Consider the following 24,204-nt stretch of genomic DNA (forward strand, 5'->3'; position numbering starts at 1 on the left):
AAATGAACGATGAAAGAAAAAAGGAGATTAAAGATAAGATCGCCCAATTATTGGGTGATAAGGCAAATAATGATCTGATAGATTTCAGCGTGGATAGAGTAAATCAAGCAGTAGCCAATTTTACCAACATTCCCGTTGATGAACTGCCACCAGAAATAGATAGCACCATTACAGCGATGTGCTTACAGCTAATTCAAACACACGAGTGGACTAACAACGATGCAGTCAATTCAATCAGTGAAGGCGATGTGTCCGTTAACTTCGGATCACCTGCTGAAATATATGCTCAGGTGCAGAAACTTAACCCGATTACAGATGACTTTATCAGCGACTTAATCCATTTTCGGAGGTTGCCACAATGATTAATGCTTTTAACAAGTTGAAAGAATTAGCCCCAATGCTATGGACTGACAAAGTAACCATCCAATCCACTAAAAAGGTTGTTAATGAACATCATATAACCACCAGTGAGCCTGTGACGGTTGTTTCAGACGAACCAGCTAAAGTGATACTTAAAGGTCTAAAAGCCAGTGAGCAGTCGTTTTTTGGCACAGATGAGTATGACGCAACGTTACTACTCAGAACAAGAATATATGTGCCAGCAGGTGCGACTATTATTGTTACTGATGTTAATGGCAAAGTGACGAAGTACAAGCGTAGCAGTAAGGGTTACTCAGGCTATGTCAGTCATCAAGAAATTGCTATGACAAGGGATGAGAAAGCATGAGTGGATTTGGAGACTTTGACAATAGCCAATTTGAAGAGTTTGCAAAACATGTTAATGCCCAAGTATCAGGTGGTGAGCTAAAAAATGAAGTTAAGAAAAATGTAAAAAATGTTGGGGAAGCCTATAAGAAAAATGCAGAATCTAGGACACCGAAAAAGACCGGTGATCTTAGTCGTAACTGGATGCTTAAAGGCCCCTTTTTCTCAGGCTCAGACATTATAATAGAGCTTCAAAATCCCAAAGATTATGCTTCATTCGTGGAGAACGGTCACCGACAGACACCAGGCAGATATGTGCCCGCAATCGGCAAAAGGTTAAAAGCCAGTTGGGTGCCAGGAAGGCATTTTTTGCAAAGAGCCACTAAGCAGACAGATGATCAAATGCCAAGACTGTTAACACCGGTTATGACCGACATACTAAGGAGGTTAATGGATTGACAATTATTGAACGGATTGCAGATGAGATTGCTAGGATATTCCCTAAAGCAACAATTTACACAGAGAATCAAGCAGACGGATTTAACGAGCCGTCTTTTTTTATTGAAAAAATTGATACCAGTTCTGCTCCTGAAATGTTTGACAGACAATATCGCAAGTATGCTTACCAGGTAATCTATTTTCCTGATCCAGACAATCCAAAAACGGATATGGAACAAGTGGAAGATTACCTCCTGAGTGGCCTACTAGAGCTAAAAGACTATGCCCCACTTAGACATATTCAGGTAACTCAGCAGGAAGATAATACACTAATTTATCAATTTGAAATTTGGGGAAGATTTTACCCGGATAAAGACGAAGTTAAATTTAATAATGAAGAAGTGAAAGGAAGACTTAAATGACAGTATGGAAAACGCAAAATAAGCGCCGCCCTGGTGCTTATATTAATGTCATAGGCAAGGGTAACAACCAACTTAATGCAGAAATCGGTAGAACACTATTGCCCATTAATACTCAGCTTAACTGGGGCGCTAAAGGAATTATCAAACTAAATGCCGAATCTAACTTTTTAGCGACTCTAGGTCATGACATCAATGACCCTGAATTGCAAACGTTGCGAGAAGTGCTCAAGGGAGCCAACACAGTGTTATTGCTGAATAACAATGATGGTGAGAAGGCACTTGTTAATGATGAAACATTACCTTGGGTTTTTACTGCTAAATACCCTGGAACAATTGGCAACAATTTACATGTTTCAGTTGAAAAGAAAGACGACCAGGTTACTGTTTCAACTTTATTTAACACAAAAATGGTAGATCAACAGATGATCAGTACCTCGAGACCGGAAGATTTAATGGCTAATGATTATGTGGACGTTAAATTAACTGACAGAAGCGTGCCAAGTAATGCAGGTAGCACAGCAAGCGATGATACCAAGGATACAAACAATACGCCAATTGTAGGCTCACAAAGCTCTAATTTATTAGATGATCTAAAGAGTGATGTAACAGTCAACTTAACCGGTGGTGCGACTAATCCTGAACCGATTAGTGACCTACTAACTGATGCACTCGAGACTGAAAACTATGACGTAGCTACTACAGCTGGTTTTGCAATCGGTGATGAAATCCATAAACAATTAGTGGCAGAGATTAAACACTTACGTGATGACATCGGTATTAAAGTACGTGGTGTTATTCCAGCTATCGGTGGCGGTGCCAATTATGAGGGTATTTCTCAAGTGGCCAACGGTGTAATTCTCAATGATGGAACACAATTGAGCGCAACAGTAGCAGCTGGCTTTTTTGCTGGTGCTTCCAGTTCAGCAGACGCTGCTAAGTCATTAACCTATGTAGAATACCCGGATGCAATTAGTGCATATCCGAAGTTTAACAACGACCGGACTATCCAGGCTTTGGAAAAAGGACAAATCGTCTTCACTACAAAGCGCAATGAGACAGTAATTATTGAGCAGGATATCAACTCTTTAACCTCGTTCACCGAAACAAAGCCGGTATTCTTCGGCAAAAACAGAGTCGTGCGGACTATGGATACAGTAGTTAGAAACACTGAGGAAACATTTGAAAATATGTTCATCGGTAAAGTAACCAACGATGAGGCAGGCCGCAATTTATTTAAAGCTAACAGAGTCAGCTATCTGCAAGGTTTAGCAGACGGTGGTGTAATCACAGGATTTAGTGAAGACGACATCTCAGTAGAGCCCGGAAATGACCGCGACTCAATCGTGGTTAACTTAGCAATTACGCCATTGGATTCAATGGAGAAGCTTTACATGACCATGGTCGTTCAATAATTAGGAGGTTTTTAAAACATGGATGAAACAGTAAGCACAGTAGGCAGTTTTCTAAATGGTCGGGATACGATCTCAACCAAAGATGCGAAAATCTATATCACAATTAAAGGTAAAGTGATCGAATTAATCGAATGCAATGAGTTTAGTGCCAAATTAGAAAAGAACAAAGAAGATGTTCAAACATTAGGAAGTCGGTGGAAACATACAAAGGTTACCTCTGTAAAAGGCACAGGATCATTAGGCGGCTACTTAATCAGTTCTAACTGGACAAAATACGCTTTGCCATATATTCAAGGCGGCCAAGATCTATATTTTGAGATCACTTTTACCATTAACGACCCAACCAGTAGAGCAGGTACACAAACTATTCACCTTGGCGAAGTAAACCTGGACGATGTGCCATTTGCAGACTTCAAAGCAGACGATGGAGTAATGGAATGGAAATCTGACTTTACATTTGAACAAGTAAACTTAGTTACCGGTTTTGATGGATTCGATTTGTAATTAGGAGGAAATAGAAAATGGCTATGAATAAAGAATATAACGTAAGCGACTTTTTAGCTGAAAATGTAAAGCAGGAAAGATCCACAAAAGAAGTAAAAATCACGGGCTACAAAAAGCCTTTTGTCATCCAAAGCGTAACATCTGAAGAATTCGACCAGATGCAAAAACAAGCAACTCGTAAGTTAATCAACAAAAAGACTTATCAAGAGATAGAAAAGACCGATAATGAAAAATTTGTAGATCTGTTAATTGAGAAGTCCGTAGTCGTACCTGATTTACATGATGAAAAGCTGCAAAAGAGCTGGGGTTGCCTAGCCGAGCCTGCAAAAATGTTAAGAAAAATGATTCTGAAAGCTGGAGAATATGGCGATTTGTTGGAAGACATTCAGAAAATATCCGGTTTTGAGATTGATAAATTGAGCGACTTTGTTGAACGAGCAAAAAACTAATTGAGTCCAACAGGGACTTTAATTATTGTTACTACTGCATCAATGAGTATCACTGGACGCCTAAACAGTATGCAAGCTTGTCACTCAAGGAGAAAGCTCTAGTACAGGCCACAATTGACATTAGAGTTAAGGCTGAGGAAAAAGCTCAAAAAGAAGCCGAACGTGAAGCTAAAAATAACAGATAGAAAGGAGGATAAAAATGGCAACAATTAGTGGCACATTACGGTTAAATGATGCCTTTAGCAACGTCCTAAATAGGTTTAATTCAGGAATCCAACGCAGTGTGGCTGCTAGTAATCGCCTAAAGTCATCACTTAACAGTGGCAGCAACGGTATGACAGCTCTAGGCAACAGTGCGAATAAGGCTAATGTAGGTTTGCGCCAAATAATAGCGGGCTCAGCATTCGGAAGCATGATAAGTAACGCGGCTAGTGCTGCAACCAATGGGATGAGATCCTTTGTTGGTGAATTGAATGAGTCCACAGTCGCCTGGTCAACATTTGAAGGCAATATGAAACAGATGGGTAAGAGTCCGGCAGAGATTAATGCAGCCAAAAAATCACTGCAAAAATTTGCACAAGACACCATTTATTCCTCGTCAGACATGGCTTCGACATATAGTCAGTTAGCTGCCGTTGGTACGAAGAATACTACTCAACTGGTTAAAGGCTTTGGTGGATTAGCAGCTGCGGCTACTGATCCTAAGCAAGCGATGAAGACGCTCAGCCAACAGGCAACGCAAATGGCCGCAAAACCAACGGTGCAGTGGCAAGACTTTAAACTCATGCTAGAGCAGACGCCGGCAGGTATGGCAGCCGTTGCTAAGTCAATGGGTATGTCGACAAGACAGCTGGTAAAACAGGTACAAGATGGCACTATCAAGACTAATCAGTTCTTGAATGCGATTGCTAAAACCGGTACTAATGCCAACTTTTCAAAAATGGCTACGCAGTATAAAACCGTTGGGCAGGCTTTAGATGGCTTGAAAGAAACTCTGGCTAACAAGGTTCAGCCACAATTTAAAAAGCTTAGTGATATTATCATAAAAGAAATATCTAAATTCACTGATAAGCTGGGCAAAGTTAATTTCAGAAAGTTTGCAGATAAGCTGATTGATGATATAAATCGCGTTAAAAAAGGAATTAGTAGTTTTGCTAAAGGCTTTGCAAGTGAATTTGGAATGACGCAATTTAAGCAAACAGCACACGATATTTCTGAAAGCTTTAACACATTGTTTGAGGGTCTTAACAAAAATACAGGGAAAAACCCACTAGCTGATATGGGCAAAGGCGTTGGTAGATTTGCTTTGCAGATGGCTAACGGTCTATCTAACTTAGCTACAGCAATATCACAGATGGATCCAAGTGCGATTAAAGCTTTGGCGGCTGCCTTTGTAGCACTAAAGTTTGGCGTCAATGGCGTAAAACTAGTGGCGATTGCGGCCGGATTAAAGATAATTAGTAGACTTGACCCTGGTCAATTGCAACACTTAGCCACAGCTATAACAACTTTAGCCACAGCCTTTGTGGCTTTTAAAGTAGCTTCTGCAGCATTTAATACCCTCTCAGGTATAGCAGGTTTCTTTAATGGAATTAAAAGCGGTATTGGTAGTGTTATCAATTTAGTTACCGTTACCTTACCTGCAGCTTTTAGCGGTATTGGCGATGTTATCGCTGTAGCTCTGGGTCCAGTCGGATGGGTTATTGCCGGAATAACAGTTCTAATTGGCGGAGCAGTTAGCGCTTGGCAGAATAATCTCTTTAATTTTAGAGACAATATTCAAAACCTATTTAGCAATTTGGGCGAAGTTCTTGAGCCTTTGAAAGCTGCTTTTAGTGGTTTAGGCGAGGCTTTAGAGCCTGCAGGTGGTGCTTTATCTGTTTTTGGCAATATAATTGCCGGATTTAGTGTGGAAGCAATCAATAATATTGCGCTGTCTTTAGCCCGTTTGGCTGATAAAGTTAGACACCTAATAAGTGTATTAACAGCTGGTGTCTATGTTATTCGAACGATTATTGATGCTCTGGGAACTGTAGGCAATGTAGCAAAAGACGTATTTACTGGAAACTGGAGTTTTAGCAATACTAAAAACGCTGCCAACAGTGTAACTAAAGATATTGAAGGCGTTTCTGAAGCTCTCAGTCATTTAGACGACAATGCAGTTACTGACAAGACAGTTGCTGCATTACAAGGTATTGATTTACAAGCAAAAAACACTAAGTCAAGTTTAAATCAAATCAAAATGCCCAATATTGTACAGCAAAATGCCAAAATTAATGCTATGCAAAATGTTGCGGGCAATAAGTTACAACTTGATAATAAAAAAGTGAAAGTAGGCTATCAGTTTGATGCAAATCCAAATGCAAAAATTGAAAAGCAACTAAGCAGTAAGCCTCTAAAAGCAAAAATTACTACTACAATGGGCAATAACGCTGGAGATCCTCTTAATAAGCTACAACGAAGCATAAGTAATAAACCGCTAAAAACTAAAGTCAAGGCTGATACTTCTTCAGCTGCTATTACAACTAAAAAATTGAAGTCTCAGATTGGATCAAAACCAATTAAAGTTAAAGTAGCCAGACCTAAGATTCCAACACCAAAAAGACCAAAGATTAAAACATTACATGCTAAAGTTGCAAGACCTAAGGTGCCGACACCAAAATCACCAAAGGTTAAAACTATCCATGTTAAGGTAGCAAGACCTAAAGTACCACAGCCAATTATGCCAAAAATTAAGACTATTCCAGGTCCAAGGATGGGCCGAGCTAAAACAGGTGTATTCTTGGCAAGTGTTCACTCAGCCATTAATCAAGCAGCCGCTATTGCACGGTCTGGTGCTGGCCCTATGTATAGTGCTGGTGCCATGATTGGACAAGGTTTAGCAGCGGGGATGCAGTCTGAAGTCGGCGCTGTTGCAGCAGCTGCTAATGCATTGGTGGCACAGGCTGACAGAGCAGCACGTGCTAAGGCTAAGATTCACTCACCATCAAGGCTTTTTGCTGAAATCGGTGGCTTCATTGGTCAAGGTATGGCTTTAGGTATGAACAATACCCAAGGTATTGTAGCTAGTGCGAGTGATGCCATGATTGCCACTGCTACACCAGATGTTCCAGGAATTGACTACAATGCAAATGTAGGCGGTCCAGGACAATCAGGTGGTCTGACAAATGCCAGATTTGGCAACAGTGCCACTAGTAACGACAATCGTAGTTCGACAATCACGATTGAGAATGGCGCTATCCAGATTAATAGCACAGGCAAAGAGGATGAAGACTTCGAAACTCTTGTTGGTAAATTTGAAGATTATTTAATTGCTAAAAGTGAAAAATCATTAATATAAAGAAGGTGATACAATGGACGGCTTTGGCGTCTTTTTGACCAGCTATAAAAATAATCAGACTATTCAGTTGCCAGTTAACCCGGAAGAACTACAGCTGAAATATGAAACGGATGACCACAGTGAGATCATCGTTGATTTAGGTGAAGTTAATCGAGTTGGTGATCTTAAACTAACCGGAGTAACTATTGCCAGTACGTTCCCTTTGAACATGACAACCTACCTAGCTGTCCTGGATCTGAAAAAGCCAGACTACTACATTAACTGGATCAGAAAGATCCAAAAAGCAAAGGGTCTGGTTAGGTTGGTGGTTAATAATACTAAAATCAGTTTAGCAATGACTATCGCCAGTTTTATTTATGGTTTTGAAAATTCTTACGATCAGGAATACACTTATACCCTTGAACTTAAGCAGTATCGCAGTTTTAAGGCTGAGAAAGTCAAGAAAAAAAAGAAAAAGCATAAGTCCAAGAAGGGCAAGAAGCGAGTTGCGCCACCTAAAAAATTCGGAATTCATTCAAATGTCATTGTCACTGGGCGGTTACACTTAGATTCTTACGGATCCGGCCCGGGAATGTATGAGAAAAAAGCTAAGCGTGAAATAGTTAATATTGCCCCAGGACGCAAGTATCCGATCTGCGTGGGTATTAATGGTATTGCTCGTGGCTGGGTCAAGAAAAGTGACGTGGTTAAAGCATGACGGTAACAACTTTCAAATTGCAACGCAGGGGTAAGAGCACCACCTATGATTTGCGTGATGTTTTAGCGTCAAATCCCAAATGGATAACAGATCTTAACTTTAGCGCTGGCGAATTAGACTTCGATCTTTTCCAAAGTGGCCACCCAGTAATACCCTACACCGGTGATATTATTAAATTTCGCTGGGATCACCATAAAATATTCTACGGCTATGTTTTTGGTTACAAAATCAAAGAAAACAATATCCTGAGTGTCACCTGTTACGATAAAGAGCGTTACCTTAAAAATCAAGATTCGATTGTCTGGCAGGCTGGCACCGTTGCTGATCGTTTTAATAATGTCTGCAAACGTGCCGGGATTAAACACAAGGTGGTTGATGCTCCTACACACAAAGTTGCAGCTGAAATCTGTGACGGTAAAACATATTTTGACATGCTCAAAAGTGCCATTACCAAGACACAAACAGCTACTAAGCACATGTATTATGTGTATTGCAATTACGATACGGTTGAGCTTAGAAGAGCGCCATATAAAAAGTTAAAAATGATTATAGGCAGTAAGTCGGCTATGACCGGCTTTTCTTATGCCGTTGATATCAACAACGTTGCCAACGTAGTTAAGGTGATTCAGAAAGATGTTAAAAAGTCCCAGTCTAAGTCAGCTACTGCCAAGCAGAAACAGGCTAACGGTAAAAGTCAGAAAACAACTAGTGCCAAGGCTAAAACTAGTCAAAAGGATGAAGCTTCTAGGACTAGCTTTAAATCAGTTAGTGTAAAAGGTGATTCGACCAAACAGTGGGGAAAATTGCAAGTAACGGTTAATAAGAAAAATAAAGCTAATCATGCGCAGATGATTAAGCAGGCGAAGGATGAACTGCGCAAGCGTAATAGAGCCAATAAGGAACTAACAATTGATTGTATCGGTAATGTTGACCTGGTAGCAGGCAATGCCGTGACAATTAAGATTAGCGATATTAATAAAACGTTGAAAAATTGTCCAATTTTGAAAGCTGAACATGAATTTGGCACTGATTACATGTGTCATTTGACAATGAAAGTAGGTGCAGAATGGCTGGAGACCTCTTAATTAAGATGTTAAAAAGTCGTGGTGGTAAAGATAGTGACTATGCGGATGTTGTTTACGGTATCGTTATTAGCATTGAGCCTTTGAAGGTGCAGCTATCTAACAATATGGTGATTGACGACAATTTTATTATTTTAGGAAAGCATATTGGCAAGTTCAAGCTACCGGGCAAGGCTACCATTGAGGTTCAATCGCACAGCGACCAAATCGGCAACGTGTCAGGCAACAGGCCCACGGTTAGTGAGAAGATTACTTTCAAGGAGATGGAATTTGACAATAGCCTTAAAAAGGGCGACAAGGTGACTATGATCCGGATGGACGGCGGCCAGCAATTTTACCTATTCGAACGGGAGGAGGTTTAGGATGGACGATGACGACAATATTATTGTCACTGAAGACGATGACGAAGTTACAGATCCGAACTTAGATGATGAAGATCTGGACGTTGACGATGATGAAGACTTAGACGATGAGCCGACTTTGACTTTTAAAGTTGAAAATGGCCGAATTCGTGGCAAAGTTGACGAATTGCCGGCAATGGTGCAAGCAGTGGATAAAATACTAAGGACAGAGCGTCTAGTCTATCCCATATACTCCGACCAATATGGCAATGATTTAAACGATTTAATTGGTAAAGACATAGGTTACGCCAAAGTTGAAACTGAAAGAATGATTAAAGAAGCATTGCTAGCAGACGATAGAGTAACAGATGTTGAAATCGATTCAATTGACCAGAAAAATAAAGATACCCTAGTGGTTACGGGTACCTGTTTTACAGTATTCGGCAAAATTGCGATAGATAGTGAGGTGAGTGTCGATGAATCCTGAAGAATACGCCGCTGAATATACCAGTCGGAACTATGATTACTGGCTAGATAAGATGCTGGACAACGTGCCAGACGATATTGATCAACGAGAAGGCTCGATTGTCTTCGATGCATTGGCTCCGACAGCAATGGCGATGGCACAGCAGTCACTAGCTATGGCCAACATCATCAGGCAAAGCTACATTAAAACGGCTCAGGGTGAGTTTTTAGACTACCGGGCAGTGGAGCATGGCACAGCCAGATATGCCGCCACGCAAACCGAAGTTAAGGCTAAGTTCTTAGATTCTGATGGTAATGCGATTAACAACGTACAGATAGGCGATCAGTTTGCCAGTATTGGCGAAACGCCTATTTTTTATACCGTCCAAAAAATCAACGATGACTTAACAGGTGAATTAACGGCAGATGATCCAGGGACGACAGCCAACTCATATATTGGTCAGATATTGCCAGTAACAAGTAATGATAGCTTATCCTGGGCAGAAATAACTGAGATTGTTGCTCCAGCTCGAGACGAAGAAACAGACGACCACTTGCGTGACCGTTTGTTAAAAGCAGATGATTGGGTAGCCTATGGCGGCAATGTAGCCGACTACTTATCAATGCTCAGCAAAATTAGCGAAGTGGGAGCAGGACAGGTTTATCCAGTGTGGAATGGTGCAGGTACCGTTAAGCTCGTGATTGTTGACAATAACTTAATGCCAGCTAGTGCCGACTTGGTTAAGAAAGTTAAAAATATCATTGATCCGGAAGATCGTGAAGCATTGGGCTATGGTCTGGCACCGATTGACCATCAAGTAACAGTAGTGGCACCTTCAATTTTAACGGTTAATGTAGCGTCAACAGTAACCATTGATAGTAAACAGAATGCGGATTCAGTAAAAGCCAAGATTAAAGAGGCAATAGAAAACTACTTCCAGCTGCTACGCCAAAGTTGGAACACGGTTGATCCAAAGACTGGCCGAGGCTATTCCCAAACCGTGTACAGATCTAAAATCTTATCGCAAATTATGAGCGTTGAAGGGGTAATTAATGCCTCAGTGCCTGTTTTAAACGGCACAGACGGAGACATTACACTAACTTTCAATAATCAGACTTCAGAGCTTCCAATTTTAGGAGAGGTGGTACTTGATGGCTAACAATCTAATGGACTATCTACCAGACTACTATGACGGTGTTTACGAAATGGAAGCTATCATGCACGCTCAGGGTGGCGTACTAGATGAGATGGATGACGGGCAATTGCGAACACTGCTTAATGAGTTTGTCATCCAGACGGATTTGCGTGGTATTTCGGTTTTTGAAGATCAGATTGGCGTGATACCTGAGCCTGGCGATACATTGCAGGATAGGCAGAACCGGGTATTAATGCGACTATTGCCACCACGACCGATCACGATCAGATATTTACGCGAACTTTTTAAAACGTTGAAGATACCCGCCGAAGTTTATGTCATTCATCCAAAACGTGAAGCGATTGTACAAGCTAACCAGGGTGAGATCACTAATAAGCAGATAGATAACGTGAAATACATACTCAATGTCTATTTACCGGCCAATATGATCTATCAAATTCAAATCAAGTTACCAGATGTAAAGATTTCTGATCAACTAAAAATCTGTATTGGTAATATACTAGGAGCACATCTAATAGCACCAGTTAATTCTGACTATATTGACCAGATCACTAATACTAAATCTGATATTAGCAATGAAACTAACTGTGGTATTGGTCAATGGTACAAAGTTGACGCTCTGGTATTGGCTGATATGACTCAATATGAAAACAAAGGGAAGTGATAATGGATGTCAAAATATAATAAAACGGTATTAACAAATGCTGGCCTGGATTTAGCGATCAAAGCTGCCAGAGGTAAAGCTAAATTTACAATCACTAAAACAGCTGCTTCGGCTGATAATTTAGCAGACAAAAAAATTGATGAATTGCAGGAATTAACAGAGCTACCCAACATTGTGCAGTATGGTCAGATTGTAGATGTAGCAGATTCGACACAAGATAAGAATGTTGTCATTGGAGTGGGGCTTTACTTTAATAATCAAGATCTGACACAAAGCTATGATCTGAATACGATTGCACTTTACGCCAAGGAAGAAGGAAGTGATAAAGAGATCCTTTACGGCTTGACTACGGCAGTTGAGCCAGAAACAATGCCCGACTATCAGGACGAGGTTTTATTTAAGTTCAATCTAACAATGTATGTGGTAGTTGGCCGAACGGATAATGTTACTGTCAAAGTAGTCGAAGATGGCGTTGTTACGGATAAGAAGTTGGAAGAAAGACTCCAGGTTTTTGCCACCAAAGCCGACCTCGATATTTTGCAAAGTTTAATTAATAAGGATATTAGAGATTTAGCTGCTTTAAACGCACCAGATGGTAATAACATCTACAATACAACGATTAATCTAGATACTTATTCTAAAATTGGGATTAATAAGTTTCTAGGGTGTCAATTACAATCTAGTGGTCAGATGGCCGGTTTTAAACAAGAAACAGAAAAACTATACGGTTGGATTTTTAATATACCAAAATGGAACGGAGCTACTGAATACCAGCAGATTGTCTACATTTGCAACTATGGTGACGGCACTTTGATCTATCTACGTAGTCATGTTGATAATAGTGGCAAGACTGTAGAAGATTTTGAAAAATTAACCACTGACAAGGATCTGACCGCTTTTGCCAAGGATATTAAAAAACAGATCGAAAATGCCGGCCAGGTTAAAACGGTTGATGGTATTGCGCCAGATAAGAATGGCAACGTCGAGACTGGTCGCTATACTAATGCCGAGATCGACCAAAGAGTGACTGATATTAATAGCAATATAGCTGCTCTAGATCAAATAACAATGAAAACTTGGATTGGAACCCTGGAACAATATCAAAGCCTGCCAAAACATGATTCGGATACAATCTATTACATTATTAGTAGTTATGCGGTGGTGGTGAAATAATGGATTTATCAAACATTTTTATTGGTAAAAAAGTAGTCCAAAGAGCATATTATCGTGATGCCTTGTTATACAAGAGTAATGGTTGGCAAACTTTGCCTAGTACGTTTCAAAAACTATTTACTAAAAATTATAATATGGGAACATTTAGAGCAGCTACAACGGATTTGGATAATAATCTATATATCGCTACTAGCGGTGGCTATATTTCTAAATTAGATCCTGATGGCAATATTATTTGGCAAAAAAGTTATATATCTGACTGGACTGACGTAGATTTAAAGATTTCAAATAATAAAATTTTTTGTATATTTGTCTTGGCTAATGGCACTACAGTAGGTCAACTCCAATGTCTTGTTATTGATGTTAATGGTAAGCAAATTGCTAATTATGAATTTGAAAAAATATTTAATTGTCGTGTTGATATGCGCAATGCTACTTTCGATGATGAAAATATATATATTTCTATCAGTTTATCTGAACCGAAAAAAATATATATTCTAAAAATGGACTACAATGGAAACATTGTTTCTAAAAAAGAACTTAATAATTTGGAATCATTGCCAATAATCTCGACAAACAATGGCCCTTATTTATATGCTGGTTTTTATGAATTAGATGGCGATGATAAAAGAAAAATTATTAGATATTCTAAAAATAATTTTGATAACAATGTTGTTTTTAATTATAAGATTGGTGCAGGCGGTAGCCCCATCCAGATAAGTATTGATAATAATGATGATTTTATAGTAGCTGTTGATGCTACTGTAATGAAGGCAGAGGGAGAGAGTGGTAAAGAGCTTTGGATTGCCAATGGGTATGCTTTCAGTTTAGCTATTGATTCGCAAAATAACATTTATAGTTTTTCATCTACTACAAATACAACTTCCAAAAAAGACTTTTTTCTAAAAAAAATTAGTTCCGATGGAACTAAGATTTGGCAGATTGATAATGAATTTCCAGTTTTAGATTCTTACAAAGATGTTGTTATGCCTTTACCCGGAAAAGTGATTGTCGATAAGCATGACAATATATATTGTATCTATACTAATACAGCTGGTAATTTAGAAATTAAAAAATTTATTAATTTAGTAAAGGAGCAATAAATAAATGACAGAAACAACAAGTAATAATAATGGCTTTAAACAAGTCTATAAGTCGACGGCAAAAGTACCTTTTGAGGTCTGGTTTGCCCCAAAAGATGCAGAGGTAAGTTATCCATTTGTAGAGACGGCACCGGATCCTAAATTCAAGTCTCCAATGTTTGATTGGAATAATTATCGTTGGTTTGAATCTGACAGTAAAGTCCAGGGCGAGCAGATATCAGAGATGTCTCAAAGTTTGGAAAAATTAAAGAACGATGTGGCTAGCGGTAAGATTAGCGATGAAGCCATTAACAAACAGATCGGCACATTAGTAGGACTGGTATCGCAAAGTGCTATCGCACAACAAGCGGCTAGTCAAACCACTGATAATAAGGCTGATAGCACAACAGATACCACTACAACAGATGGAGGTGCTAAATAATGGATATGATGAGTATGTTTGAGTCGCTCTATCAATACCTCTTAAGCGTCAATGTTTACACAAAGGCAACGATTGCCGGGTATGTTGGTAAAACCATTGATGAGGCGGCGTACAAGAGAATTACAGGTGATGACTATGTGGCACCGTCTGCTAGCTAATATCAATGAAAACTTTGAGCAAACTTTAGCAGGAGCGTCAATTATTACAATTGGCGCTTCTCTTTGGCTAGATCGAGATTATTTCTTTTGGCCACCTGAGCTTACTGCAACTATGAACGACCAGAGACTAGATATTACTATCACAGTTTTAGGCTTAGCATTAATATTGATGGCTATTACTGGTAATAAAAGTAAGGCATGGCAACACATATTTTTAATACTATGTGGCTCAGTAGTATGCATGTTAGCTTGCACGCAATTATGGCATGCTTTTTTAGCAGATCAAATGCGAATGGCACATACAGTTATCGGAGACGTGATTATTTTTATCTTAATAATTAGAGCAGCATATAAAAGTTAGGTAGGTGGTTAAGTGCATGAGTTAATCAGTACAATTCAAGTCTTAACAGCCCTGATAGGTGCATTTGCCACTTTTTTTGCTGTCTTGCATAAATCACACCATGAAGATTACAGTGATAAGTTTAAAACGCTCCAGAAAGAAAGGGACAATTTAGCTGAAGATTACGAAAATGAGCGAAAAAAACGCAAAGAGTTAGAAGATAAATACGAGAAATTAAAAAAGAAGTTGGAGAACACCTAGTAGTGTTCTTTTTTTGTTGAAAGGAATAAAAAAATGGCTCAAATTATTAATCTATTAAATTCATTATTACCATACCTAATTTTAGGAGCAGTCGGTATTGTAGCTGTCTATCAATATGCAAAAGTGCATAATCCTGATTTTGCTAAAAAAATGGAATGGTTGTATGACGTGGCCCAATATATCGTTACGCAACAAGCAACACATACCGATATCACTGGAGCAGAGAAAAAGCAGGCGGCAACTGATGCTTTGCTAGAGCAAGCCAAGGCATCTAAGGCAAATATAACGAAAGAAACAGCTGAAGGCATGATCGAAAAAGCTTACCAGGAAGGAGCTGCAAAAAATGAAGCTAAATAAGAAATATGCACTGTCCGCCAATGAGGGTGCCTCAACACTGGCTAAAAGAGATATTATTGTGGCTCACTCAACCGCAACGCCAAATGGTGAAGCGTGGGCGATTGCCCATAATATGAAGGCTGGCATTAACACCGCACAGACCTATGTCCATTTGGTTGTTGATGACAAAGAGTGTTACCTAGTTGGTGGTCTAGGCTATGTCGCTTGGGGTTGTGGTTATTACGGTAATCAGCTTTCACCTATGCAAATTGAACTTTGCGAATTCAGTGATAAAGCTCGAGCAAAAAAAGCCTACCGCAATTACGTTGGATTAATCCGTGAGTATGCTAAAAAATACGGTATTCCGTTGACGCTTGATACGTCCGCTAGGCGTGGGGTTAAAACGCATAACTGGGTAACACATAATTTGGGGAACACAGACCACAGCGACCCTTATGGCTATCTTTCAAGTATCGGGATTAGCAAGGCACAGTTTGCGCACGACGTTGCTCATGGTATAGGCGGTAAGGCTACTGCAGCAAAAGCACCAGCTAAAAGTACCGGGAAAAAATCTAACTGGGTTAAGAAACCTGGTACCTTTGTTCTAGGTAAGGCTTTGAAGCTGCATACCTCACCGCATATTAACGCACAAGCGATTGCTAAATTGCCAAAGGGCAGTGCAATTAAATACGATGCAGTATTGCAAGGTTCTAAGCGGCTATGGCTAAGACAGCCACGTGCTAATGGCTTTGGTTATATCGTGGGCAAGGACAAATACGGCAAAGCAATGGGACAATTTAAATAATATTAATTAAGCCACTCAGATTAATCTCTGAGTGGTCTTTTTTAATAAATGTTTTGTAAAAGTATAAAAAAATAAGCGAAATGTATTGTTTTGGATACATTTTATGTTTAAACTATATATATAAGTTGAAAATTTATCACTTATATTTAGAAACTTTGTATATTTTATTTATTAAATTACTTTACTTTTAGAAAATTTTTAAGTCATTTAAGAGGTTTGAAAATAATTATGACTACCAAAATAGAATCATCTACTTATTTTTCCCGTGTTATTCAACCTGCCCCAAACGGTTTAGCCCTAATAAATCCTTTTAGAGTTATAGCAACACCATATATGCCAACTTTAATAACATTAGGTATTACTTTTATTATTACTGGGTTAAATAATGATCCTGATCAAACTTTTCAGGTGAAATTAATACGTAAGGACAATGGAGACTCTATATTTGAATCGAGAGAAGAAAAGCTTGCACATGTTGATCCTTATAACACGGTCATTAATATTAATCTGGACAATGCACAATTTAAGCAAACAGATGGCGGAGACTATGAAGCTACTATTGAGATTAAAAATAAAGATAAAGAGCAAATCTTTTTGGGAAAAGGAACGTTTACTATAATAAAAACTAAATAATTATGGAAGAGAATATTTCGAATTACCAAGGAATAAATGGGGTAAATATAAAAAATAATAAAGGTGGTCATTCATTAACTGTATCAGTCGGAACAATGGCTTTTTTTACGATTATATCGGTTCCATTGGTAAATAATTCAGAAAATTTTATTAACCCAACAAGCCCTAAACAGCAAATAATTAAAAATATTCGGAGAAAGAGTGATGTTAGTATGAGTAATAGTAAGAATGCATCCACTCAGGAAGTTAGGCAAAAAGATATCGATGATGCTCAGGCCATTGAGGATGAAAAGATTGATAAATATTATAAATTACTTGATCAGAAAATAGATTTAAAGTATAAAAATTTATCTAGTCAAATAAATAATACAGAAAAAAAGATTAATCAAAATATTGATGCCCGCAATAAACGCACCACATGGATTATTTCTGGAATATCCATAGCAGTAACTATTTTAGGAATAGCTGTAAATGTCGCATTGTTTTTTTTGCGTAAATAATAATTATAATCACATATTTTTTATTTAATTAATAAGCCACTCAGATTAAGTTCTGGGTGGCTTATTTTTGTGCAATAAAAAAGCTCCCAAACGGGAGCTACCATAAGTAAAAGAAGTTGAAAAGCAACTTCATTAATATGATAACTTTTTTCGAAAAAAATATCAATTCTTAGTTGACATGTACCCTTTTAGGTGTATAATATAATTATAGAGTAAAAGAAGTAATAAGAAAGGAACTTTAAAATGTCTACAACAAGTTTTAACGAATACAGATTTAAAGGTTTTGAATATCAAGATCAATCTCACAAGTATTGGGATTTCAAAGATCAAGTTAATGATGATGAAAGCAAAGTTCTAATCAGAATTAACCGTGACAATGTTTTCAGCTACATTAACTATAATAATGGCTGGAGAAACTACGTTCTTAAACTTGATCGAAACCACTGCATGTTTCTCAAAAATTGGCAATACTTCGATGGCTATTACGGCACTTATGTTGTGTTGGATAAGAAATATTTCAAAGTTGCAGATGCTAAAGAGCCGTTTGATGATATGGCAAGTGATGGTGACATGGAAACTTGGGATGATGCATTAGAAATAGCTAAAGAACAACAAAAAATGATCAGCGAAGATAATTTAGTTTTAGTTGTTAAAAATTAGGAGATGGCTTAATGGGAAAACTTAGCAAAGCGAGAATTAAAGCTAATAAGAAATGGGACGCTAATCACCGCGAGAGAGCAGCTTATATTAATAAGCGGTCTGCGGCTAAGAACTTTATCCTTAAGTTAGCTACTAAAGACGATCTCAATAATATGGAAAAATATATTGAAGAAAGGAAAAAATATTTTCAAAAAGATGATAATTTTAGTTGACATGTACCCTTTTAGGTGTATAATAAAATTATAAAGTAAAAGAAGTAATAAGAAAGGAATTTCAAAATGAAAAATTCAGAATTAAGAACAATTAGTAAGAAATACGCAGAGAAGATTAATAATTACGTAGCAGATTATGGTTTAAATGACGCTGAACAATATGACGTAATTACCATTTTCGATGATAATTCAAAAGAATATCCTTCAGGTCAACGTGTTGACGTTACGTTCAAAATGAACACTGAAGGTGACGGCTTGCCAGAAGAGTTCGACATGAGCGAGTTATGGACTCGTGATCTAAACTTGAACGATAGTAATCTATCTTCACTAATCGATGAATACACAGATGCTATCAGGTAATATCAATGTACTACTCATTTGACTCAACAAGTTTAATTAATGAATTAGAAAAAGATATTGCCGAGTTTGGAAATACTGAAGTTTGGGCATATTGGAAGGTGATGGAAAACGGTCAGGAAATCTATTTTGACTATTTCCCCGTCAACGATCCAGATAAAATAGGTAATCCAGAATACATGGACATTGAACACTTTGATAAAGAAGTTGCAAAAACTTATCCTAATTTTTTAAGAAAGAAGATTAAGTCTAGAGATCTTCTCGAGATTTTTAAAAAAGAAAACGAAACTATATAAAACCGTTCTAGTTAACCGCTAGGACGGTTATTTATTTGTCTAAAAAATGTTTGAAGCTTTCAAAATTGCACTCTCATCAATAGCATTTTATAATTAATGCAAACAAATGTTTGGTGGCTATTATGAAGAACAATTTTAATGACACAGTCAACAGCTTTTTTAAAAATTACCAGGATCGTGGGATGAAGAAATGGCAAGGCTTCATGCTTAGCGACCACATAGCAACTCTCAACCGCGACAAGGAAGAAAAAGCTAAAGTATATACCGAAAAAGATACAATGTCTGAAACTGAGGTTAGCCAGGTATTGTTGCAAGCCTTTGCAAATAATAAATTAGTTTCAGTTCAGCTTAAAGAAAAAACGTTAGACAAGAAGATACAGCCTGACATTGTTGGACTGGTAAAAGGATATAATAAAGATAAGATTGTTATTGGAAATACAGAAGTAGAACTTAGCGATATTAACCATATTGAGATAAGATAACTTGATGTTTGTCAATGTTCGCTAAAATGTTCGCCAACCTCATATTTAGCAATTTTTACCTTCTTAAAAATTATTGGAAATTACTAATAAATAAGGAAATCAATTTTACAATACCTATCAATTTTTACTATTTACGCCCTCAGTCTCCGCTATATAATAAAAAGGCCGTAGATTTTTCTAGCGGTCTTTTTGATTGGTAAATTTCAATTATTACTAAGGTTTTATTGAGCAACAAGTTTTAATTTTTCTAGGCTTTGCAATAAAAAAGTTTTATGCTAAAATTGTTCAACTTTTTGCACAAAACTCTTGCAAGATGAATCATAATCCTGTATTATTAATAACGTTGTGATTCAAGAACTTAAAGGATTTACAGAAGCAAAAAAAAAAAAATAGTTGACTTTTAGTAATAAGTTCGGTATTATAATTAAGCGTCTTATGACGTAAGAACGATAAATATGACCCGTTGGTCAAGTGGTTAAGACATCGCCCTTTCACGGCGGTAACATGGGTTCAAATCCCGTACGGGTCATTACCATTCTTTGGTATATTTACAATTGGAGGATTACCCAAGTGGCTTAAGGGGACGGTTTTGAAAACCGTTAGACGGTCTTGCCGTGCGTGGGTTCAAATCCCACATCCTCCTTTATTATAATCGCGGGATGGAGCAGTCTGGTAGCTCGTCGGGCTCATAACCCGAAGGCCGGTGGTTCAAATCCACCTCCCGCAATATGGTGCATTGGAGCAGTGGTTTATCTCGTCTCCCTGTCACGGAGAAGATCATCAGTTCAAATCTGATATGGATAGTAGGATGGCTCGGTAGCTCAGTCGGTAGAGCAAAGGATTGAAGCTCCTTGTGTCGGCGGTTCGATTCCGTCCCGCGCCATCAGTCTGGAGGAGTAGCGAAGTGGCTAAACGCGGCGGTCTGTAAAACCGCTCTCTCTGAGTTCGGCGGTTCGAATCCACCCTCCTCCATAATAGGGATATCGTATAAAGGTAGTACATCGGTCTCCAAAACCGCTAGTGTGGGTTCAATTCCTACTATCCCTGTTAACCTTCATGGCGGAATTGGTGAAGGGTTAACACACCGGTTTGTGGATCCGGCATACATGGGTTCGAATCCCATATTCCGCCCTAGCATTGGGATATAGCCAAGCGGTAAGGCACTAGACTTTGACTCTATTATGCGCTGGTTCGAATCCAGCTATCCCAATCTATTGTTAATAAAATTCGATGGCGGTGTAGCCAAGTGGTAAGGCAGAGGTCTGCAAAACCTTAATCGTCGGTTCAAATCCGATCCCCGCCTTTATCGGTTCGCTCATTGAACTGTTAATTTTAAATTATTGATATGGCGGTGTGGCGGAATTGGCAGACGCGCCAGACTCAAAATCTGGTGTCCGTTTAGGACGTATCGGTTCGACCCCGATCACCGCTATTGTTGGAGCAGCTCTCATAAGAGAGCTGCTTTTATTTTAGTAAATATATATTATATAAAAATTGCACAAGCTTTGTGTAATCTTTATAATACCTTTTATGGAGGTATTTCAGATGAATATAGGTATCTTTACCGATTCATATTTTCCGCAATTAAGTGGTGTAGCCACATCAATCAAAACTTTAAAAGATGCTCTTGAAAAACAAGGTCATAATGTATTTATCTTTACTACTACTGATCCTCATATAAAAAAAGGAACAGTTGAAGCTAATGTCTTTCGCTTTAGTAGTGTTCCCTTTATTTCATTTACTGACCGCCGTGTCGCATTCAGGGGCTTTTTTGAAGCTACAAAGGTCGCACGGGAAGTTAAACTTGATATTGTTCATACTCAAACTGAGTTTGCCTTGGGTATGATAGGCAAATATGTTGCCCACCAATTGAAAATTCCGGCAATTCATACTTATCACACTATGTATGAAGATTACTTACATTATGTTTTAAATGGGCACCTGCTAAGGCCTTATCACGTTAAACAATTTACTAACGTTTACTTAAAAAATATGGATGGCGTTATTGCCCCTAGTAAGCGCGTAGAGGCCCTTTTGAAGCGCTATAAGGTAAACATACCTATGAGAGTAATTCCAACAGGAGTGGACGTAAATAGCCTAAATAAGACAGCTAATAATGATATGCGCCAAGAATTAGGCATACCTGCTGATGCTCCGGTTTTATTGACCTTAAGTAGAGTTGCTGAGGAAAAAAAGATTGACCGTATTTTGAATGCTATGCCGGAGATTATTGATGAATTTCCTGAAACTCGTTTAGTAATTGCCGGCGACGGCCCTGATATGGAAGTTTTGCAAGAGCAGGTAGAACGATTAACATTAGAAGATAATGTAATATTTACAGGTGATGTACCTCATGATGATGTAGGTTCGTACTATAAAATGGCAGACTTGTTTGTTTCAGCCAGTGATACTGAAACACAGGGTTTAACTTACATTGAAGCTTTAGCTTCCGGCACAAAATGCGTCGTTTATGATACGGATTATACTGAACATGTTTTTGATGATGACGAACTTGGCAAAGTTTTTAATGGTCCTGGTGAAATGCTAAGCGAAATATTGTTTTATTTAAGACAAGGGCGCAAGCCAATTCCGCCTGCAAAATTAGCCGCTAAAATGGATCAAATATCGGCTAAAAAATTTGCCAGTGCAGTTTACCAATTCTATCAGGATGTCATTTTAGATTATCAAAAGGATCACAAAGAGGAGTCAAATGATTAGAATTAATATGTTTTCACAGGCTGCATCTGTAAAAGGGCAGGGAGTTGGTTCAGCGTACATAGAATTAATTCACTTACTTAGAACGCACCTAGTCGATAAGTTTTATGTTACAAATAACAAATATGGTGCAAGCGATCTGACTCATTATCATACTGTGAACCCCACTTATTTTGCTAACAGTTTCTCACCAGCACGCGGACGCAAAATTGGCTATGTGCATTTTTTGCCTGAGACCCTTGAAGGCTCGGTAAAGTTGCCACCGTTAGCAAAAAAAGTTTTTTACAAATATGTGATTGATTTTTATAAACGAATGGATGAAATAGTCGTTGTCAATCCTATTTTTATAGATAAGTTAGTTAAATATGGTATTAAACGCGAAAACGTTAAATATATTCCTAACTTTGTAGCTAAAGACGAATTTTATCCTGAAAGACAAGAAAGAAAGAACGCATTTCGCCATCAATTGGGTATACCCCTTGATAAATTTGTCGTTTTTGGTGATGGCCAAGTACAGGAACGCAAAGGGGTTGATGACTTTGCCAAACTGGCTGTGGCCAACCCAGAGATGCAGTTTATATGGGCTGGTGGTTTTTCTTTTGGGAAAATAACAGACGGCTACGACCATTTTAAAAAATTAGTAGATAATCCACCCCAAAATCTCAAATTTACTGGAATAATTGATCGGCAAAAACTCGTTGATTATCTCAATATAGCGGATTTATTTGTTTTGCCATCTTATGACGAATTGTTTCCTATGTCTGTACTTGAAGCTTTTAGTTGTGGAACGCCAGTCTTGTTACGAGATCTTGACTTATATCAGGCAATAATTAGTGGCTATTACATGAAGGGGCATAATTTTACGGAAATGAATAATCAGTTGCAGGCAGCAGCCCAAGATCCAGCCATTTTAAATCAATATAGCAAGTTATCTGCTGAGGCTAGTGACAAATATTCAGAGGACAATCTGGCACGGATCTGGGATGATTTTTACCACGAGCAATATGAAATCGGCCGGAAATTAGGACAAATTCGCTAATGAATAAAAAGCACTTGTGGGGCGTTGCCGTCGTTCTTTTAATCAGTGGTATTGTTTTATACGTTGATTTAAGATCGACTCCCATTGCCCAGTTAGAACAGGCAACTCGTAATATCAATGTTATTGCTTTAATTTTGGTGTTCGGCTTAATGCTTCTTTCCTATGTCTTTGAGGCCAGTATTTTAGCCGTTTTAAGTGAACGTAAAAATGAACCCCAGCGCTCGAAATGGTCTTTTTTCAGAATTCCTTTAATACAGGCCCTTTTTAATGCGATCACTCCGATGTCAACTGGAGGCCAGCCTTCGCAATTAGCTGCGATGGTGCAAATGGGTATTGAAGGGGGGCGCGCAACTTCACTTTTGCTTATGAAGTTCATTATCTATCAAATTGTAGTGTTTTTGGCATATGTCACGACAATTATTACCGGCTTTCACATGGTCGCAACTAAGTTTGCCGGTTTAGCCATTTTCATTGCCATTGGCTTTTTAATTCATGTTGGTTCAATCATCTTTTTGCTTGCAATTTTGTTTGCCTATAACTGGACCAAAAACGCTGCTAACTGGATTATGAATTTGCTGGCTAAATTTATTAAGCAAGATCGAGTCAGTGTTTGGCGCCAAAACACGCTTGAAAAGATTGATACTTTTTATGATGAGAGCCAAAAATTAAAAAAGGAAAAAAAGAAGTTAATTGTATGTGGCATACTGACCGTTTTACAATTATTATGTTTTTATTCCATTCCTTACATGACTTTAGTTACGTTAAACGTACCAGCCGATTGGGCGAGCGTAACGCAAATGAATATTATGATTATTATGTTTATGGCGATAATACCAATTCCGGGAGCATCTGGGGGAGCTGAATACAGTTTTCAAACTTTATTTTCTACCTTTATTTCGGCTAATGGTACCTTAATTGTAGGGATGTTTTTGTGGCGGTTTGTGACCTATTTCTTTGGCATGATCTTAGGAATTTTTGGCTGGATTTTTAAGCCTAAAAAAGTAGTGAGCCCGTCAAATAATTAATTTTTATTAAAA

32 protein-coding genes and 10 tRNA genes are annotated in these 24,204 nt (G+C 38.2%); all 42 read left to right on the forward strand.

Going from position 1 to position 24,204, the window contains the following annotated elements; all coding sequences use genetic code 11:
* Positions 1–2 precede the first annotated feature (2 nt).
* The 42 genes from LDX54_RS02615 to LDX54_RS02820 all read left to right on the forward strand — a co-directional run bounded on the left by LDX54_RS02615 (position 3) and on the right by LDX54_RS02820 (position 24,192).
* Positions 3–362 carry a hypothetical protein gene (locus LDX54_RS02615; RefSeq protein WP_265666954.1) on the forward strand — a complete coding sequence of 120 codons (360 nt, stop codon included), beginning with the start codon at positions 3–5 and terminating at the stop codon, positions 360–362.
* Positions 362–727 carry a hypothetical protein gene (locus tag LDX54_RS02620; protein ID WP_265667661.1) on the forward strand — a complete coding sequence of 122 codons (366 nt, stop codon included), beginning with the start codon at positions 362–364 and terminating at the stop codon, positions 725–727. Before LDX54_RS02615 ends, LDX54_RS02620 begins: the two co-directional genes overlap by 1 nt.
* Positions 724–1,164 carry an HK97 gp10 family phage protein gene (locus tag LDX54_RS02625; RefSeq protein ID WP_265666953.1) on the forward strand — a complete coding sequence of 147 codons (441 nt, stop codon included), beginning with the start codon at positions 724–726 and terminating at the stop codon, positions 1,162–1,164. Before LDX54_RS02620 ends, LDX54_RS02625 begins: the two co-directional genes overlap by 4 nt.
* Positions 1,161–1,565, forward strand: coding sequence for a DUF6838 family protein (locus LDX54_RS02630; RefSeq protein ID WP_265666952.1), 405 nt, complete (start codon positions 1,161–1,163; stop codon positions 1,563–1,565). The genes LDX54_RS02625 and LDX54_RS02630 overlap by 4 nt, the downstream gene beginning before the upstream one ends.
* A complete protein-coding gene (locus tag LDX54_RS02635) occupies positions 1,562–2,977 on the forward strand; it encodes a phage tail sheath C-terminal domain-containing protein (protein ID WP_265666951.1) in 1,416 nt (471 codons plus the stop codon). The genes LDX54_RS02630 and LDX54_RS02635 overlap by 4 nt, the downstream gene beginning before the upstream one ends.
* A gap of 18 nt (positions 2,978–2,995) precedes the next feature.
* A complete protein-coding gene (locus LDX54_RS02640; RefSeq protein ID WP_110445731.1) occupies positions 2,996–3,481 on the forward strand; it encodes a phage tail tube protein in 486 nt (161 codons plus the stop codon).
* A gap of 17 nt (positions 3,482–3,498) precedes the next feature.
* A complete protein-coding gene (locus tag LDX54_RS02645; protein WP_265666950.1) occupies positions 3,499–3,930 on the forward strand; it encodes a hypothetical protein in 432 nt (143 codons plus the stop codon).
* Positions 3,931–4,129: 199 nt separating this feature from the next.
* The gene (locus LDX54_RS02650) at positions 4,130–7,270 is read left to right on the forward strand and encodes a tape measure protein (RefSeq protein ID WP_265666949.1); all 3,141 of its coding nucleotides are present in this window, start codon (positions 4,130–4,132) and stop codon (positions 7,268–7,270) included.
* A 13-nt stretch (positions 7,271–7,283) separates the two neighbouring features.
* Positions 7,284–7,967, forward strand: coding sequence for a hypothetical protein (locus LDX54_RS02655; protein ID WP_265666948.1), 684 nt, complete (start codon positions 7,284–7,286; stop codon positions 7,965–7,967).
* Entirely contained in the window at positions 7,964–9,052 is a 1,089-nt protein-coding gene (locus LDX54_RS02660; protein WP_265666947.1) for a hypothetical protein, read from the forward strand. Before LDX54_RS02655 ends, LDX54_RS02660 begins: the two co-directional genes overlap by 4 nt.
* On the forward strand, positions 9,034–9,411 hold the full coding sequence (locus tag LDX54_RS02665; protein ID WP_265666946.1) for a DUF2577 domain-containing protein: 378 nt from the start codon (positions 9,034–9,036) through the stop codon (positions 9,409–9,411). The genes LDX54_RS02660 and LDX54_RS02665 overlap by 19 nt, the downstream gene beginning before the upstream one ends.
* A 1-nt stretch (position 9,412) precedes the next feature.
* Positions 9,413–9,877 (forward strand): DUF2634 domain-containing protein, encoded by a 465-nt coding sequence (locus tag LDX54_RS02670; protein WP_265666945.1) that lies wholly within the window; start codon positions 9,413–9,415, stop codon positions 9,875–9,877.
* Positions 9,867–11,015: a baseplate J/gp47 family protein gene (locus LDX54_RS02675; protein ID WP_265666944.1), complete on the forward strand. Its 1,149-nt coding sequence runs from the start codon at positions 9,867–9,869 to the stop codon at positions 11,013–11,015. Before LDX54_RS02670 ends, LDX54_RS02675 begins: the two co-directional genes overlap by 11 nt.
* On the forward strand, positions 11,008–11,676 hold the full coding sequence (locus LDX54_RS02680) for a putative phage tail protein (protein ID WP_265666943.1): 669 nt from the start codon (positions 11,008–11,010) through the stop codon (positions 11,674–11,676). The genes LDX54_RS02675 and LDX54_RS02680 overlap by 8 nt, the downstream gene beginning before the upstream one ends.
* Before the next feature lie 6 nt (positions 11,677–11,682).
* Positions 11,683–12,849, forward strand: a complete 1,167-nt coding sequence (locus tag LDX54_RS02685; RefSeq protein ID WP_265666942.1) for a hypothetical protein — start codon at positions 11,683–11,685, stop codon at positions 12,847–12,849.
* Positions 12,849–13,952 (forward strand): hypothetical protein, encoded by a 1,104-nt coding sequence (locus tag LDX54_RS02690; protein WP_265666941.1) that lies wholly within the window; start codon positions 12,849–12,851, stop codon positions 13,950–13,952. The genes LDX54_RS02685 and LDX54_RS02690 overlap by 1 nt, the downstream gene beginning before the upstream one ends.
* Before the next feature lie 4 nt (positions 13,953–13,956).
* Positions 13,957–14,373, forward strand: coding sequence for a hypothetical protein (locus LDX54_RS02695; protein ID WP_265666940.1), 417 nt, complete (start codon positions 13,957–13,959; stop codon positions 14,371–14,373).
* Positions 14,373–14,531 (forward strand): XkdX family protein, encoded by a 159-nt coding sequence (locus tag LDX54_RS02700; protein WP_265666939.1) that lies wholly within the window; start codon positions 14,373–14,375, stop codon positions 14,529–14,531. The genes LDX54_RS02695 and LDX54_RS02700 overlap by 1 nt, the downstream gene beginning before the upstream one ends.
* Positions 14,503–14,892, forward strand: coding sequence for a hypothetical protein (locus LDX54_RS02705; RefSeq protein ID WP_265666938.1), 390 nt, complete (start codon positions 14,503–14,505; stop codon positions 14,890–14,892). The genes LDX54_RS02700 and LDX54_RS02705 overlap by 29 nt, the downstream gene beginning before the upstream one ends.
* 12 nt (positions 14,893–14,904) lie before the next feature.
* Positions 14,905–15,132, forward strand: coding sequence for a hypothetical protein (locus LDX54_RS02710; protein WP_265666937.1), 228 nt, complete (start codon positions 14,905–14,907; stop codon positions 15,130–15,132).
* 33 nt (positions 15,133–15,165) lie between these two features.
* Positions 15,166–15,489 carry a phage holin, LLH family gene (locus tag LDX54_RS02715; protein WP_265666936.1) on the forward strand — a complete coding sequence of 108 codons (324 nt, stop codon included), beginning with the start codon at positions 15,166–15,168 and terminating at the stop codon, positions 15,487–15,489.
* A complete protein-coding gene (locus tag LDX54_RS02720; protein WP_265666935.1) occupies positions 15,476–16,273 on the forward strand; it encodes an N-acetylmuramoyl-L-alanine amidase in 798 nt (265 codons plus the stop codon). Before LDX54_RS02715 ends, LDX54_RS02720 begins: the two co-directional genes overlap by 14 nt.
* Positions 16,274–16,501: 228 nt before the next feature.
* Positions 16,502–16,906, forward strand: coding sequence for a hypothetical protein (locus tag LDX54_RS02725; RefSeq protein ID WP_265666934.1), 405 nt, complete (start codon positions 16,502–16,504; stop codon positions 16,904–16,906).
* A 2-nt stretch (positions 16,907–16,908) separates the two neighbouring features.
* Positions 16,909–17,406 carry a hypothetical protein gene (locus tag LDX54_RS02730; RefSeq protein ID WP_265666933.1) on the forward strand — a complete coding sequence of 166 codons (498 nt, stop codon included), beginning with the start codon at positions 16,909–16,911 and terminating at the stop codon, positions 17,404–17,406.
* Between the two features lie 243 nt (positions 17,407–17,649).
* On the forward strand, positions 17,650–18,066 hold the full coding sequence (locus LDX54_RS02735) for a hypothetical protein (RefSeq protein ID WP_265666932.1): 417 nt from the start codon (positions 17,650–17,652) through the stop codon (positions 18,064–18,066).
* An 11-nt stretch (positions 18,067–18,077) separates the two neighbouring features.
* Positions 18,078–18,278, forward strand: coding sequence for a hypothetical protein (locus tag LDX54_RS02740; RefSeq protein ID WP_265666931.1), 201 nt, complete (start codon positions 18,078–18,080; stop codon positions 18,276–18,278).
* Positions 18,279–18,344: 66 nt separating this feature from the next.
* Complete coding sequence (locus LDX54_RS02745) at positions 18,345–18,638, forward strand: hypothetical protein (protein ID WP_265666930.1); 294 nt, start codon at positions 18,345–18,347, stop codon at positions 18,636–18,638.
* 5 nt (positions 18,639–18,643) lie between these two features.
* Entirely contained in the window at positions 18,644–18,931 is a 288-nt protein-coding gene (locus LDX54_RS02750) for a hypothetical protein (protein ID WP_265666929.1), read from the forward strand.
* A 122-nt stretch (positions 18,932–19,053) separates the two neighbouring features.
* Positions 19,054–19,413 (forward strand): hypothetical protein, encoded by a 360-nt coding sequence (locus LDX54_RS02755; RefSeq protein WP_110445750.1) that lies wholly within the window; start codon positions 19,054–19,056, stop codon positions 19,411–19,413.
* Positions 19,414–19,870: 457 nt separating this feature from the next.
* Positions 19,871–19,942: transfer RNA gene (locus LDX54_RS02760), tRNA-Glu, on the forward strand.
* A gap of 27 nt (positions 19,943–19,969) precedes the next feature.
* Positions 19,970–20,056: transfer RNA gene (locus LDX54_RS02765), tRNA-Ser, on the forward strand.
* 10 nt (positions 20,057–20,066) lie between these two features.
* A tRNA-Met gene (locus LDX54_RS02770) sits at positions 20,067–20,140 on the forward strand.
* Positions 20,141–20,223: 83 nt separating this feature from the next.
* Positions 20,224–20,296 (forward strand) — tRNA-Phe (locus tag LDX54_RS02775).
* Between the two features lie 7 nt (positions 20,297–20,303).
* A tRNA-Tyr gene (locus LDX54_RS02780) sits at positions 20,304–20,385 on the forward strand.
* A gap of 4 nt (positions 20,386–20,389) precedes the next feature.
* A tRNA-Trp gene (locus LDX54_RS02785) sits at positions 20,390–20,460 on the forward strand.
* 12 nt (positions 20,461–20,472) lie between these two features.
* Positions 20,473–20,544, forward strand: a tRNA-His gene (locus LDX54_RS02790).
* 7 nt (positions 20,545–20,551) lie between these two features.
* A tRNA-Gln gene (locus tag LDX54_RS02795) sits at positions 20,552–20,623 on the forward strand.
* Between the two features lie 22 nt (positions 20,624–20,645).
* Positions 20,646–20,716, forward strand: a tRNA-Cys gene (locus LDX54_RS02800).
* A gap of 44 nt (positions 20,717–20,760) precedes the next feature.
* A tRNA-Leu gene (locus LDX54_RS02805) sits at positions 20,761–20,845 on the forward strand.
* Positions 20,846–20,958: 113 nt separating this feature from the next.
* On the forward strand, positions 20,959–22,131 hold the full coding sequence (locus LDX54_RS02810) for a glycosyltransferase family 4 protein (RefSeq protein WP_265666928.1): 1,173 nt from the start codon (positions 20,959–20,961) through the stop codon (positions 22,129–22,131).
* On the forward strand, positions 22,124–23,167 hold the full coding sequence (locus tag LDX54_RS02815; protein WP_187156396.1) for a glycosyltransferase family 4 protein: 1,044 nt from the start codon (positions 22,124–22,126) through the stop codon (positions 23,165–23,167). The genes LDX54_RS02810 and LDX54_RS02815 overlap by 8 nt, the downstream gene beginning before the upstream one ends.
* Positions 23,167–24,192 (forward strand): lysylphosphatidylglycerol synthase transmembrane domain-containing protein, encoded by a 1,026-nt coding sequence (locus LDX54_RS02820; RefSeq protein ID WP_046324477.1) that lies wholly within the window; start codon positions 23,167–23,169, stop codon positions 24,190–24,192. The genes LDX54_RS02815 and LDX54_RS02820 overlap by 1 nt, the downstream gene beginning before the upstream one ends.
* The last annotated feature ends 12 nt before the right edge of the window (positions 24,193–24,204 follow it).

Origin of the sequence: Lactobacillus sp. IBH004 (assembly GCF_026185255.2) — a bacterium.
Taxonomy (GTDB): domain Bacteria; phylum Bacillota; class Bacilli; order Lactobacillales; family Lactobacillaceae; genus Lactobacillus; species Lactobacillus melliventris.